General features: G+C 70.1%; 14 protein-coding genes. 7 read left to right on the forward strand and 7 right to left on the reverse strand.

Annotation, left to right across the window (positions count from 1 at the left end):
- The first annotated feature begins 89 nt into the window (after positions 1-89).
- A complete protein-coding gene (locus AB0N73_RS05075; RefSeq protein WP_363561017.1) occupies positions 90-659 on the forward strand; it encodes a LemA family protein in 570 nt (189 codons plus the stop codon).
- A 102-nt stretch (positions 660-761) separates the two neighbouring features.
- Here AB0N73_RS05075 and AB0N73_RS05080 read toward each other — a convergent pair whose 3' ends face one another.
- Complete coding sequence (locus AB0N73_RS05080) at positions 762-2,156, reverse strand: DUF222 domain-containing protein (protein WP_363561019.1); 1,395 nt, start codon at positions 2,154-2,156, stop codon at positions 762-764.
- A gap of 180 nt (positions 2,157-2,336) precedes the next feature.
- On the opposite strand from AB0N73_RS05080, the gene AB0N73_RS05085 reads away from it, so the two are divergent.
- Positions 2,337-2,822 carry a GNAT family N-acetyltransferase gene (locus AB0N73_RS05085; protein ID WP_363561021.1) on the forward strand — a complete coding sequence of 162 codons (486 nt, stop codon included), beginning with the start codon at positions 2,337-2,339 and terminating at the stop codon, positions 2,820-2,822.
- Here AB0N73_RS05085 and AB0N73_RS05090 read toward each other — a convergent pair.
- Positions 2,800-4,086 carry a crosslink repair DNA glycosylase YcaQ family protein gene (locus AB0N73_RS05090; protein WP_363561023.1) on the reverse strand — a complete coding sequence of 429 codons (1,287 nt, stop codon included), beginning with the start codon at positions 4,084-4,086 and terminating at the stop codon, positions 2,800-2,802. The two genes, AB0N73_RS05085 and AB0N73_RS05090, sit on opposite strands and share 23 nt — an antisense overlap.
- Before the next feature lie 56 nt (positions 4,087-4,142).
- Here AB0N73_RS05090 and AB0N73_RS05095 point away from each other — a divergent pair, with 56 nt between their 5' ends.
- Positions 4,143-5,330 (forward strand): AI-2E family transporter, encoded by a 1,188-nt coding sequence (locus AB0N73_RS05095; protein WP_363561025.1) that lies wholly within the window; start codon positions 4,143-4,145, stop codon positions 5,328-5,330.
- Positions 5,327-6,553, forward strand: a complete 1,227-nt coding sequence (ilvA, locus tag AB0N73_RS05100; protein WP_363561027.1) for a threonine ammonia-lyase — start codon at positions 5,327-5,329, stop codon at positions 6,551-6,553. The genes AB0N73_RS05095 and ilvA overlap by 4 nt, the downstream gene beginning before the upstream one ends.
- A gap of 14 nt (positions 6,554-6,567) precedes the next feature.
- On the opposite strand, the gene greA is transcribed toward ilvA, so the two are convergent.
- On the reverse strand, positions 6,568-7,059 hold the full coding sequence (gene greA, locus AB0N73_RS05105; protein ID WP_363561029.1) for a transcription elongation factor GreA: 492 nt from the start codon (positions 7,057-7,059) through the stop codon (positions 6,568-6,570).
- 95 nt (positions 7,060-7,154) lie between these two features.
- On the reverse strand, positions 7,155-7,550 hold the full coding sequence (locus tag AB0N73_RS05110) for a DUF4307 domain-containing protein (protein ID WP_363561031.1): 396 nt from the start codon (positions 7,548-7,550) through the stop codon (positions 7,155-7,157).
- Between the two features lie 67 nt (positions 7,551-7,617).
- Between AB0N73_RS05110 and AB0N73_RS05115 the strand changes: the two genes are divergently transcribed.
- Positions 7,618-7,920 (forward strand): hypothetical protein, encoded by a 303-nt coding sequence (locus tag AB0N73_RS05115; protein WP_363561033.1) that lies wholly within the window; start codon positions 7,618-7,620, stop codon positions 7,918-7,920.
- A 16-nt stretch (positions 7,921-7,936) separates the two neighbouring features.
- Here AB0N73_RS05115 and AB0N73_RS05120 read toward each other — a convergent pair whose 3' ends face one another.
- The gene (locus AB0N73_RS05120) at positions 7,937-8,650 is read right to left on the reverse strand and encodes a hemolysin III family protein (protein ID WP_363561035.1); all 714 of its coding nucleotides are present in this window, start codon (positions 8,648-8,650) and stop codon (positions 7,937-7,939) included.
- 106 nt (positions 8,651-8,756) lie between these two features.
- Between AB0N73_RS05120 and AB0N73_RS05125 the strand changes: the two genes are divergently transcribed.
- Together AB0N73_RS05125 and AB0N73_RS05130 are read left to right on the forward strand one after the other, a co-directional pair.
- Entirely contained in the window at positions 8,757-9,542 is a 786-nt protein-coding gene (locus tag AB0N73_RS05125) for an isoprenyl transferase (protein ID WP_363561037.1), read from the forward strand.
- 184 nt (positions 9,543-9,726) lie between these two features.
- Complete coding sequence (locus tag AB0N73_RS05130) at positions 9,727-11,082, forward strand: PhoH family protein (RefSeq protein WP_363561039.1); 1,356 nt, start codon at positions 9,727-9,729, stop codon at positions 11,080-11,082.
- A 291-nt stretch (positions 11,083-11,373) separates the two neighbouring features.
- Here the strand turns inward: AB0N73_RS05130 and AB0N73_RS05135 are convergent, their stop codons facing one another.
- Entirely contained in the window at positions 11,374-12,030 is a 657-nt protein-coding gene (locus tag AB0N73_RS05135; protein ID WP_363561041.1) for a response regulator transcription factor, read from the reverse strand.
- Entirely contained in the window at positions 12,027-13,478 is a 1,452-nt protein-coding gene (locus AB0N73_RS05140; RefSeq protein ID WP_363561043.1) for a HAMP domain-containing sensor histidine kinase, read from the reverse strand. Before AB0N73_RS05140 ends, AB0N73_RS05135 begins: the two co-directional genes overlap by 4 nt.
- Between the last annotated feature and the right edge of the window lie 40 nt (positions 13,479-13,518).

Genomic DNA, 13,518 nt, shown 5'->3' on the forward strand with positions numbered 1-13,518 from the left:
GGGCAGTCGCTGAGAGTCGGGCACCTCGTCGGGGGTGGACCCGAACCGCGCACTAGGATGAGGCGCGAGGAGAACGGAGCACTGGGCACATGTGGGAATGGTTGATCCCTGTTCTGATCGTCGTCGCGCTGGTCGTGGTCGTCGGTATCTATCTGTGGGCGACGTACAACTCGCTCGTGCAGCTGAATGTCCGCGTCGACGAGGCGTGGAGCGACATCACGGTGCAGCTGAAGCGAAGAGCCGATCTGCTCCCGAACCTGATCGAGACGGTCAAGGGCTACGCGGCCCATGAGAAAGCCGTCTTCGAGAACGTGACCCAGGCGCGCGCCGAGACGATCACCGCGCGCGGGCCGGCTGAGGCAGGGATCGCCGAGGGGCACCTGCAGCAGGCGCTGAAGTCGCTGTTCGCCGTGGCCGAGGCCTACCCCCAGCTGCAGGCGAGCCAGAACTTCCTCCAGCTCCAGCAGTCGGTCGTCGACACCGAGGACAAGATCCAGGCGTCGCGCCGGTTCTACAACGGCGGTGTGCGCGAGCTCAACACCAAGATCAAGGTGTTCCCGAACAACCTGTTCGCCCGCAATCTCGGCTTCACGGAACGCGAGTTCTTCGAGGTCGTCGACGGTGCGGCCATCGCCGAACCGCCCCGCGTCCAGTTCTGATCCGCGTCCTCGCGACATCCACCGCGCCGTGCCCTCCGGGCCGGCGCGGTGTCGTTTCTCGGCAGGGCCCGGCGCGACAGCGGCCGACGAGCGCGGCGATGTTCAGAACGGTGGCGCGGTTTCCGCATCACGCGGTGGGGGATGCTCCGCCGACGCATCGTCGCGGAAGACGACGGCCGGTGGTGGCCGGTCGCTGTAGACGCGCCCGAGCGGGGAGGTCCATTCGAGTACGCCGCCGCCGAGTTGCCGGACCCGCCACGGCGCGAACTGCTTCATCGAGTGATGTCGCTGGCAGAGTCCTGCCAGATTCTCGAGCCGGGTGGGTCCGCCGCGCGAGTGGTCGACGGTGTGGTCGTGTTCGCAGCGGAGTGCGGGGATGCGGCAGCCGGGGAACCGGCAGTGCCGGTCGCGAGCACGGAGCCTCCGGCGGAGATCGTTGGTCGGCGTGTACCGGTCGGTCGCGAGGACCTGGCCGCTGACGGGATGGGTGAGGATCCGATCGACGCCGGGGCAGTTGCCCGCGAGGGAGCGGGCGGTGACCGCGTCGACGGGAGCGGCCCCGACCAGCTCCGCCGGGTTCTCGTCGTCGCCGAGGAGCGTCGCTGCGGGGACCACCACCTGCACGTGCGCGCGGATCGCGCCGAGATCCCCGTTCCCATCCGCGCGCTCGGCCCGGGTGGGGTCGGCGCTCACCTGCGAGGTGAGCAGCATGTCGGTCAGGATGTCGGCCCGCAGGTGCTCCCGGGTGCGGGTGTCGGACGCGAGTGCGACATCGCCCTCATCGAGGTCCTCGTCGGGCAGTCCCGCCGCCCGCGCCTCTCGGATGCGCGTGCGGGCTCGCTCCCGTTCGTCGACGAGTGCGATCGCCTGGCGGGTGAGTCTGTCGTGGATGCCCTCGCCGAGGACGAGCGGCACGTCGGCGACGATCCGCGCCATCCCGTCGCCCAGGGGCGACAGGGTCACCCGGCGGCCCTCTCTGGCGTCGACGTGGCGCTCGGTGAGCGTGCGCGGGTGCATCCGAGCGGCGAGGATCTGCAGACCCACCCGCACCCGGCCGACGGTCTCGGCCTCGCACGCGGGCACGGCGCGCTCATCGAAGGCGTGCCGGCGGTCGGGCGGGAGCGCACCGCCCGCATCGACGACCGCGAACACGTGCCCGCGTGTGATGCGTCCTGCCTCCCATGCGTCGAGGGTGGCGGGGTAGTCGTCGACGAGCGCGCTCGCGTCGCTCATCTGGCGCTGCACGGCTCGGTCCGACAGATGGAGCGGCACCGCGATCTCGGCGGCGATCGACCGTCGAGCCATGTCGCGCTCGCGCACCGCCGCGGGCGCGCCCGCGGCCTGACGCTCGGCGAGGGCGTCGGCCCGGGCCAGTGCGCGGGTCAGCCGGGCCTGCGCGGCGCTGACCGTGGCCTGTTCGTGCTCGATCGTGCGCAGCAGATCGGTGAGAACCGCGGCATCCGAAGCCGTGAACTCGACCGTCGTGCTCGGTGACATACGTCGAGCCTACGAGGGGCCACCGACATCGAAAGTCCCGGTCCAGAGCACTATCGCTCGCTGTGGACGACACGCCGGCGCCGGTGAGTGGGGGAGGAGGCGGCCGACGGATCGGCTCGGTCGTGTGCGCCGTGTCGGCCGGGCTGCGGACCGGTAGCGCCGGGGGAGGAGGATGGAGGAATGGATGTGACCTTGCAGCTCTTCGATTCCGCTGATGTGCCCGAGTGGATCAGGACGCAGCGCGCCGCCTACGTCGCGCACCGACGGCTCGCGGGCGACGACGCGGCAACGGCCGAAGCGAACGCACAGCGCTCGTACGAGCGGCTGTTCCCCGACGGACGCCCGGTCGCCGGACACGAGGTCTTCCGCGTCCTCGCCGAGGGTGATCGCCCCGTCGGCCACCTCTGGCTGGGACCCCATCCCGATGCCCTCGGCGACGTGCTGTACGTGTGGGACATCGAGATCGACGACGCGGAGCGCGGGCGTGGATTCGGGCGTGCGGCGATGACCGCCGCGGAGGAGCGGGCCCGTGAGCGCGGCGCCCGTGCCATCGCTCTCAACGTGTTCGGGTTCAACGCCACCGCACGTGCGCTGTACGAGTCGCTCGGGTACCAACCGACGGCGATTCAGATGCGCAAGGAGCTCAGCCCTCCGTCGCCTGCGTGAGGTCCGGGTCGGCGGTGACCGGCGCGGGTGTCTGAGCCGGTTCGGCACGCCCCTCGTGCCGCGGGGCGGCAAGCGCGGTCGCCACGGCATCGGCTGCATCGCCCCACCGGGCGACGGTGATGTCCTCCAGACCCTGCCAGAGAGCCGCGTCGCGGAGCAGCGTGCGGGCGGGTTCCGCGACGTCGGCGGCGACACCGGACTCGGACCAGGCCGACTGCACACGCAGGGTCGAGGCGGCACGATCGGCCTTCAGGTCGATGCGCCCCACGATCCGGTCGCCGCGGAGCACGGGCAGCGAGTAGTACCCGAAGCGGCGCTTCTCGGCCGGCGTGTAGATCTCGATGCGGTACGTGAAGTCGAAGAGCCGCTCCGCGCGGTCGCGGAACCACACGAGCGGATCGAACGGGGTGAGCAGCGCCGCCCCGTCGACCGCGCGGGGAACGACGGCGTCGCGATGCAGCCAGGCGCGGAGGGGGCGTCCGCCGCGCTGCCAGCCCTCGACCTGCACCGGCACGAGCTCTCCCGCGTCGACGAGCTCGTGCACGGCGTGCGCGACGGCGCGCTGATCGCGGATGCGCCAGTAGTCGTCGAGGTCGGACAGGGTGGCCACGCCGTACGCGCGCGCCGCGCGCCGCACGAGCTCGCGCACGGCCGCATCGGTGTCGACGGATGCCAGGTGCTCGGGCGCCATGACGTGTTCGGCCAGCGCATAGACCCGCTCGAAGCCGCGCCGCCCCGCGATCACGACCTCGCCCGCGAACCACAGGTGCTCCAGCGCGCTCTTGGCGTCGCTCCAGTCCCACCACGGGCCCCGTGCGCGCGCGTCGCCCTGCTCGATCTGCGCCGGTCGCAGCGGGCCGCGCGCGGCGAGCTCACCGCGCACCGCATCGAGCGTCTCGGCGGAGGGGCCGGTCCACCCCGGCCGGCTCCGGCGATCGCGATACTGCTGCATGCGGAACGCGAACAGCGGTCGGTCCGACGCCGCGATGAACGCCGCCTGATGCGCCCAGTACTCGACGTAGGGCGCCCTCGCCGCGAACACGAGCCGGTCGAGCCGCGTCGTGTCGTACGGGCCCAGTCGCGAGAACAGCGGCATGTAGTGCGAACGGGCGAACACGTTGACCGAATCGATCTGGAGCGTCGCCATCCGATCGATCTCGCGCCGCAGGTGCACGGCCGTGACCCGGGCGGGGCGCGGGGCCCCGAATCCCTGCGCGCGAAGCGCCACCCGTCGCGCTTCGGCGCGGCTCAATGTCTCTCGCATCGGCGTCAGCGTATCGGGTGCCCGCGACATCCCCGCGAGGCTCTTAGACTGGCTGGATGAGCGAATCCGAGGAGAAGCCTCGCGGGTCGTTCTTCGACGCCCTGCGCCAGCGCACCATCCATTCCGAGATCGGCGGCACCGTGCCCCGCGGCGTCCGCGTGGCCGCCGCCTACGCCTGGCGTTTCCTCGTCATCGCGGCGGGCATCGGCGTGGCGATCTGGCTCGTCATCCAGCTGAAGATGCTGGTCATCCCGCTGCTGGTGGCGATCCTCGTCGCGGCGCTCGTCTGGCCGGCGTTCACCTGGATGCTGCGGCGACGCTTCCCGCGGTGGCTGGCGATCGTCCTGTCGGTGCTCGGAACCCTGGCCATCATCTCGGGCCTGTTCTGGCTCGCGATCTGGCAGATCACCCTGCAGTGGGGATCCGTGCGCGACCGCACCGTCGAAGCCACCCAGCAGTTCCGCGCGTACCTGATCGACGGCCCCCTCCACCTGACCTCGCAGCAGATCGACGACATGCTGCAGCAGGGGCTGACGCTCCTGCAGCAGCAGGCCGAGCTGCTGTGGTCGGGCGCCCTCGCGATCGGCTCCACCCTGGGTCACGTGGCCACCGGGCTCCTCCTCACGATCTTCATCCTCCTGTGCGTGCTCGCCGACGGCGGCGGCATCTGGAAGTGGGTCACGCGCCTCTTCCCGAAGGCCGCCCGCCCCGCCATCGACGGCGCGGGCCGCACGGGATGGCTCACCGTGGTCACCTATGCGCGCACGCAGCTCCTCGTCGCCACGATCGACGCGATCGGCATCGGGCTCGGCGCGTTCCTGCTCGGTGTGCCCTTGGCGATCCCCGTCGGCGTCCTCGTGTTCCTCGGTGCCTTCATCCCGTTCGTGGGTGCGGTGCTGACCGGTGCTCTGGCCGTCTTCCTGGCCCTGGTCTACAACGGCCCGTGGATCGCCCTCTGGATGCTCATCGTCGTGCTCGGCGTGCAGCAGATCGAGGGGCACATCCTGCAGCCGATCCTCATGGGATCGGCGGTCAAGGTCCACCCGCTCGCGGTCGTGCTCGTGGTGGCCGGCGGCGCGATGATCGCCGGCATCCCCGGTGCTCTGTTCGCGGTGCCCCTCGCAGCCTTCGTGAACGTGGTGGTCGTCTATCTGTCGCGGCGCTCCTGGGAGACGGGGGAGAGACCCGAACCCGACGATCTCATCTGGAGCACCGTTCCCCGACAACGGAGGAGAAGCGCATGACTCTGCCCACCCTGGCCGAGTTCGACGACGCTGCGGCGATGTTGACCGGCCTCATCACACGCACGCCTCTGGACGAGTCGCACGCGCTCAGCGAGGTGCTGGGCGTGCCGGTGATGCTCAAGATGGAGAACCTGCAGCGCACCGGATCGTTCAAGATCCGCGGCGCCGCGTACCGCCTCTCGCGTCTGTCGGCCGAGGAGCGCGCACGCGGGGTGGTCGCCGCGTCCGCCGGCAACCACGCGCAGGGCGTCGCCCTGGCGGCCCAGCGCCTCGGCATCCCTGCCACCATCTTCATGCCGCTCGGCGTGCCGGTCCCCAAGCTCCTCGCGACGCGCGGTTACGGCGCGGAGGTCGTGCTCGAGGGCGCAACGGTCGAGACGCCGCTGCGGCTGGCCGCCGAGTTCGCGGAGCGCACCGGCGCCGTGCTCATCCATCCCTTCGACCACCGCGACATCATCGTCGGCCAGGGCACGCTCGGGCTCGAGGTGTACGACGACTTCCCCGAGGTCGAGACGATCATCGTCGGCATCGGCGGCGGGGGACTCATCGCCGGCGTCGCCGCCGCCGTCAAAGCACGAGCCGCGGCCGAGGGGCGCACCGTGCGCATCATCGGCGTCCAGGCCGCCAACTCCGCCGCCTACCCGCCGTCACTGGCCGCGGGTGAGCCGTTGGATGTCGTCACCACCCCGACGATCGCCGACGGCATCGCGGTCGCCCGCCCGGGCGCGTTGCCGTTCGAGATCATCTCGCAGCTGGTGGACGAGGTCGTGACGGTCGACGACGACGACATCGCCCGCGCCATCCTCATGCTCCTCGAGCGCGCGAAGCTCGTGGTCGAGCCCGCCGGGGCCGTCGGTGTCGCCGCCATGCTCACGGGCAAGATCACGGCGTCGGGCCCGGTCGTCACCGTGCTGTCGGGCGGCAACATCGACCCGCTGCTGTTGCAGCGCGTCGTCGCGCACGGTCTGTCGGCATCGGGCCGCTACATGACGCTGCGCATCCCGCTGCCGGACCGCCCGGGTCAGCTGGCACGGGTGTCGAACCTGCTCGCCGAGGTCGGCGCGAACGTCAACGAGGTGCTGCACACCCGGCACGGCCAGGGACTGCAGATCAGCGAGGTGATCCTCCAGCTGAGCGTCGAGACGCGCGGTGTCGAGCATCGCGCCCAGGTCATGGCCGCGTTGGAGGGGGCGGGGTTCGTCGCGACGATCGTCGAGGACTGACCCGCCCCATCCACTCACTGTCCGGCGTAGGTCTCGACCTTCACGACCTCGACCGAGATGTCGCGGCCGTTGGGGGCGGTGTACGTCGTCTTCTCGCCCTCCTTGAGGCCGAGGATGGCGGCGCCGAGCGGCGAGGCCTCGCTGTAGACGTCGAGTTCGCTGTTGGCCGCGATCTCGCGGTTGCCGAGCAGGAACACCTCTTCGCCGCCCGCCACGATCGCGGTGACGACGGTGCCGGATTCGACGATGCCCTTCGAGGTCGGCGCCTCGCCGACCTTGGCATCCTTGAGGAAGGACTGCAGGGTGCGGATGCGCGCCTCCTGCTTGCCCTGCTCGTCCTTCGCGGCGTGGTAGCCGCCGTTCTCCTTGAGATCGCCCTCTTCGCGGGCGATCTCGATGCGCTTCGCGATCTCCTCGCGACCCGTCGTGGACAGGTGCTCGAGCTCGGCCACGAGGCGGTCGTAGGCATCCTGCGTGAGGAAGGTCACCGGGGCGTCAGCTGACACGGTCTCTCCTTCGTCGGGGGCGAGCGGTGCTGCCGCCCGCCAAAGCCAAGACGCCCCGGCACATCGCCAGGGCGTCGTCGTTCAGTGCCAGCAGACTACGGTACCCAGCAACCGTTGACCAAACCCGTCGTGGCCGCCGCCGTCACCGGAATCGTCTCGGTGAAGGCGCGCGAATGGGTGTCCGCCGCTGGGTATTCGACGACCTTCCACCCCACCACGCCGTGCTCTTCGTCCTGCGCTTCGAGCACGCAGGCGACCGGGGTTCCGGCCGGCACGGTGACGAGCATCGACACGGTTACGGTGTGGTCGTCGACCAGCTCGAAGCCTGTCGTGGCGGCATCCACCGCGCTCGAGGTCGCCGAGAACGCGAACCAGCCGGTACCGACGACCGCCAGAGCGACCGCGCCGAGTCCGGCGATCGTCCAGAAGCGCGTGGACCGCGTCTTCCGCGTGCGTCCGTAGCGCTCGTCGAGCATCTGCTGCGTCGTCATGGGTCTCCGGATCGGCAATTAGGCTGGACTCCAGGCTATGCGCTCCGGCGCGGAACGGGAGACACGGATGCGTGACGGACTGTGGGCTCTCACGACCACCCCGACGCCCACACCCAGCGTCGGCGACATGGTCGACCCGGCCCTCGTCACCCCCGGTCCCTGGGGGTTCGGCGTGATCGCGATCGTCGGCGTCGCCGTCATCCTGCTGGTCTGGGACATGCTGCGCCGGATCCGGCGCGGCCGGTACCGCTCCGAAGTGCGCGAAGAGCTGGATGCGGAGCAGCTGGCGCAGGAGCAGGCCGCCGCGGCAGAGGCCGCATCCGAGGTCGACGACGAGGACATCGACCCGGCGCAGGACCGCCGCGCCTGAGCGCGCGCTGCCGCGCTCAGCCGTGGTAGGCGGGGGCGATGCAGATGAGCAGGCACGCCGTCCAGTGGCAGAGGAATGCCAGGACGGTGCACACGTGGAAGATCTCGTGGAAGCCGAAGACGCCCGGCCACGGGTTCGGCCCCTTGAGGGCGTACACGACGGCGCCCGCCGTGTAGAGCAACCCGCCCACGACCACGAGCACCATCATCGCGACGCTCGCGGCGAGCAGGTCGCCGAGGTACATGACCGCCGCCCAGCCGAGCACGATGTACAGCGCCACGTACAGCCAGCGCGGTGCGTTGATCCAGAAGACCCGGAAGAGGATGCCGGCGAGCGCCCCGCCCCAGACGAGGCAGAGCAGCAGCACCGACTTGGATGTCGGCAGCGCGAGCACGGCGAGGGGCGTGTAGGTGCCCGCGATCAGCAGCAGGATGTTGGCGTGGTCGATGCGCTTGAGCACCGCCTTGGTCCGCGGCTTCCAGTCGAACCGGTGGTAGAGCGCGGAGTTGCCGAACAGCAGCAGGGACGTGGTCATGAAGATCGCCGCCGACCACTTCGCCGCCGTGCCCTCGGCGAGCACGATCAGCACGATGCCGGCGGCGATCGCCACCGGGAAGGTGCCGGCGTGGATCCAGCCGCGCCAGGTGGGACGGATCTCCTTCCCGGCATCGACTTCTGCGGCTTCGACCAGAGGCAGGGAGGGCACATCGGGAGTGCCGGCGGGGGACATGCCCCCAGGGTAGGCCTCCCGGTATAACGCAAGCCGTACATAGTCTCGGTGTCGACCCGACCGCCGTGCCCGAGGCTGCACGGCGGAGAGGAGTAGCCTGGAGCGCGTGACGGGTGGTGGACAGCGAGACGGGCGGGGCCCTCTCTACCGGCTCTACAGCAACCGACTCCGCCGACAGATCGACGGCGCCGCCGTGCCGCACCACGTCGCCATGATGATCGACGGCAACCGCCGCTGGGCGCGGCAGCTCGGGTACACCTCGGCTGCCCACGGGCACCGTGCCGGCGCCGCCAAGATGCGCGAGTTCCTGCGGTGGTGCGACGACCTGGGCGTGAAGGTCGTGTCGCTGTATCTGCTCTCGATCGACAATCTGACCAAGCGCGACTCCGAGGAGCTCGCCGACCTCATCCAGATCATCGCCGAACTCGCCGACGAGCTCTCGCACGAGCGAGACTGGCGCGTGCAGCACGTGGGCCGCAGCGCTCCGCTACCGCCGGACCTCGCGCGGGTGCTGGCCGACGCGCAGCAGCGCACCGCCGGGCACACCGGGATGCACGTCAACCTCGCCGTCGGCTACGGCGGACGAGGGGAGATCGTGGATGCGGTGCGCAGCATCATCACGCAGCACGACGAGCGCGGCGGGTCTCTCGAGGAACTGGCGGAGAGCCTGACACCCGAGCAGATCGGCGAGCACCTCTACACCGGCGGTCTGCCCGATCCCGATCTCGTCATCCGCACGTCGGGGGAGCAGCGGCTGAGCGACTTCCTGCTCTGGCAGTCGGCCCACAGCGAGTTCTACTTCGTCGAGGCGCTCGGCCCGGACCTGCGCGAAGTCGACCTGCTGCGGGCGATGCGCGACTACGCGCGCCGCGACCGCCGGTACGGCCGCTGACACCCGCGGGGTTGTTCATCAACCCGTAACGCGACACGCCCGATCCGATCTGGCGCCGCGCGCCGGCAGGTCGTACGTTCATCACATCGGGCACCGTGCCCGATCGAGTCGGCCTCAGGATGCGATTCGTGACCCACGGTCGACGCGAAACCCCGGGCGTCCTCGCCCGGAAGGGGAGCGGGTTGTGAGCACACGAGCACCACAGCAGCGGCAACGGGAATCCGTCCACCAGAGCGCAGATCAGTCCACTGATCTGCGCTCTTATGTTTTGGACACGTCCGTCCTGCTGAGCGATCCCCGAGCGTTCTTCCGTTTTGCGGAGCACTCGGTGGTCATCCCCGTCGTCGTCATCACTGAACTGGAAGGAAAGCGTCACGATCCGGAGCTCGGATACTTCGCCCGTCAGGCGCTGCGCCACCTCGACGAACTCCGGATCGAGCACGGCCGCCTCGACTACCCGGTGACGGTCGGACGCGGCGGATCGCTGCGGGTGGAGCTCACCAACACCGACCCGAGCATCCTTCCCGCCGGCATGCGGCTGGGCGACAACGACACCCGCATCCTCTCGGTCGCGATGCACCTGCAGCAGGAGGGGCACGACGTCACGGTCGTGTCGAAGGATCTCCCGATGCGCGTGAAGGCCGCCTCCCTCGGGCTCGCCGCCGAGGAGTACCTCGCCGAGCAGGCCGCCGAGTCGGGGTGGACCGGCATCGCCGACATCGACCTCTCGGGCGACGAGATGAGCGACCTGTACGAGTCGGAGGTCGCCGTCAGCGACGATCTGCGCGGCCTGCCGGTCAACACCGGCCTGATCATCCACTCCGAACGCGGATCGGCGCTGGGGCGCGTCACGGGCGACGGCGAGATGCGTCTGGTGCGCGGTGACCGGGAGGTCTTCGGCCTGCACGGGCGCTCCGCCGAGCAGCGCATCGCGATCGACCTGCTGCTCGACCCCGAGGTCGGGATCGTGTCGCTCGGCGGGCGGGCCGGCACCGGCAAGTCCGCACTGGCGCTGTGCGCCGGACTCGAGGCCGTTCTCGAGCGCCAGCAGCAACGCAAGATCATCGTCTTCCGGCCGTTGTTCGCCGTCGGAGGCCAGGAACTCGGATACCTGCCCGGCGACGCGCAGGAGAAGATGGGGCCGTGGGGGCAGGCGGTCTTCGACACCCTCGGCTCGGTGGTCAGCGGCAACGTGCTCGAGGAGATCGTGGCGCGGGGGCTGCTCGAGGTCCTGCCGCTCACCCACATCCGCGGACGCTCGCTGCACGATGCGTTCGTGATCGTGGATGAGGCGCAGTCGCTCGAGCGCAACGTGCTGCTCACGGTGCTCAGCCGCATCGGGCAGCACTCGCGCGTGGTCCTCACCCATGACGTGGCGCAGCGCGACAACCTGCGCGTGGGACGTCATGACGGCGTGGCCTCGGTCATCGAGACGCTGAAGGGTCACGGGCTCTTCGGGCACGTGACGCTCACGCGCTCGGAGCGTTCGGCGATCGCGGCCCTTGTCACCGACCTGCTCGAGGCGGGGGAGCTCAGCTGACCCCGTATGAGAGCTTTCTCACCGCCGGTTCCTTGCACTCTCACCTGGCGCGCAGAGGATGTAATCACGGATGACGCGACAAGTCATTCACCGTCCCGAGGGTTCCCCCAGACCTGACGGATGAAGACACAAAGAGAGCGTCGGCGCCGATTCCCCCCGGTGAGGCGGCGACACGCGAGTTCGGGTCTCGCAAAATCTCTTCGGCCCCCGGCGTCCCCCAGCGCCGGGGGCCTTCCTCGTGGAACGCCGACCGCTCCCGCGGCCACGACGGCGCTCAGCGGCCGGCAGAGCTCATTCCCAGCGGTAACCGGCGCCGCGGATCGTGGCGATGCGGTCGTGACCGAACTTGGCGCGCAGGTAGCGCACGTAGACGTCGACGACGTTCGAGCCCGGGTCGAAATCGAGCCCCCACACGCGGCTCAGCAGCTGCTCGCGGCTGAGCACCTGGCCCGGATGACGCAGGAACTGCTCGGCCAGGGCGAACTCGCGCGCCGACAGATCGATCTCCCGACCCTCGACGCTCGCTCGACGCGACAGCACGTCGAGCGTGACGCCGCCGTGCACGATCGCGATCGTTCCGGTCGCGACGTTCTCGCGCAGGCGCGAGCGAACCCGGGCGAGCAGCTCGTCGAACTTGAAGGGCTTGGGCACGTAGTCGTTGGCGCCCGCGTTCAGCCCGTCGACCGTGTCGCGGGTGCTGCTGCGTGCGGTCAGCATGATGACGGGCAGGTGCGAGCCCTGCCCACGGAGGTGACGCAGCACCTCGAAGCCGTCCAGGCCCGGCAGGCCCACATCCAGCAGCAGCAGGTCGATCTCACCCGAGAGCGCGCGGTCGAGCGCCTCGTCGCCGCTCTCGACCACCTCGGTGGCGAAGCCCGCCGACTCGAGTCCCCGCTTGACGAACGCGGAGATCCGCGGTTCGTCTTCGGCGATCAGGATCAGGGTCATGTGGAGGCCTCTCGCTGGAGCACGACGTCGCCGGCACTCACCGGCGTGGGAACGACGGAAGCCGGGTTCTGCCCGGTGGGGATTCGAATGGTGAAGGTGGCGCCGCCACCGGGGGTGTCGGTCACGTCGACCGAGCCGACGTGCGCCTGCGCGATCGCCTCGACGATGGCCAGGCCCAGGCCGGAGCCCCCGATGTCGCGATTGGCGTCGACGCGGGCGAACCGCTGGAAGATGCGCCGGCGTGCGGCCGGCGGGATCCCGGCGCCGTGGTCGCGCACCCACAGGCGCGCCTCGCCGTCCACCAGCTCGCTGCCGACCTCGATGGGCGAGCCCTCCGGCGTGTACTTGGCGGCGTTGTCGGCCAGCTGCAGCCACGCCTGGGTGAGCCGGTCGATATCGCCCACCATCACGCCGCGTGCGCGCTTCGACACCGTGAACGGGTGCCCGGAGATCGCCGACACGAGCTCGCCGATGCGCTCGGTGAGCATGCCGATGTCGATGGGGCGCATCTCGAACTGGTCGCCCTGTGCGGACGACAGCAGGTCGATGTCGTCGACCAGCCGTGCGAGGCGGTCGAGCTCGGAGATCCCCATGTCGCGGGTGCTGCAGACATCGTCGGGATCGTTCACATCCATCATCTCGAGGTGACCGCGCACGATCGTGATGGGCGTCTTGAGCTCGTGACGGATGTCGTCGAGCAGCTGCCGCTGGCTGCTGACCGACGACTCGAGGCGGTCGAGCATGGAGTTCATCGTGCGTGACAGATCGGCGATCTCGTGGTCGCCTGCCTCGGGGACGCGCGTGCCGAGATCGTCGAAGGTCACCGCGTCGGCGGCTTCGCGCAGCTGACGCAGCGGCGAGAGGAGGCGGCCGGTGAGGAACCAGCTGACCAGGCCCAGCGCGAGCATGACGAGGGTGCCCGCGACGGCGAACGTCGCGATCGAGGAGCCGAGCGGCGCCATCTCGACATCGAGTCCCACGCCGCGCAGGTACAGACCGTCGGTGTCGTCGCCCGGGATGTGGATGGGCAGGGCGATGAAGCGCACGTCGCCCTGCTCGGTCTCCACGGTCCCGATCGCCATCCTGTCGTTGCGGGTGGCGCGCAGCGCGGCGGCGACGACCTCGGGCGACTCCACGATGTCGAAGGCGTTGCGGGCGTCGGGCACGACGGTGGGGACGCCGTCGACGACGCCGACGACACCCTCGTTGAGCGCGGACAGATAGCCGGTGACGACCTCGCCGAAGTACTCGGTCGCGTTGGCGGATCCGTCGACCGCGCGGAGGGCGGCCACTTTCTCCTGCAGACGCTGATCGACGTCGTCGATGATGCGCTCCCGCTGCAGCCAGAAGGTCACGCTGCCCGCGACCAGCAGCCCGGCGCACGCCACAACGAGGATCGCCCCCAGTGTCTTGACGCGCGCCGAGAGCATTCTCGGCGTCTGCTTCACGCTCCGATTATCTCGCCCGGAGGCGGGATTGCGTATTCCT

This window comes from Microbacterium sp. NPDC089189 (assembly GCF_040685095.1).
Taxonomy (GTDB): Bacteria; Actinomycetota; Actinomycetes; order Actinomycetales; family Microbacteriaceae; genus Microbacterium.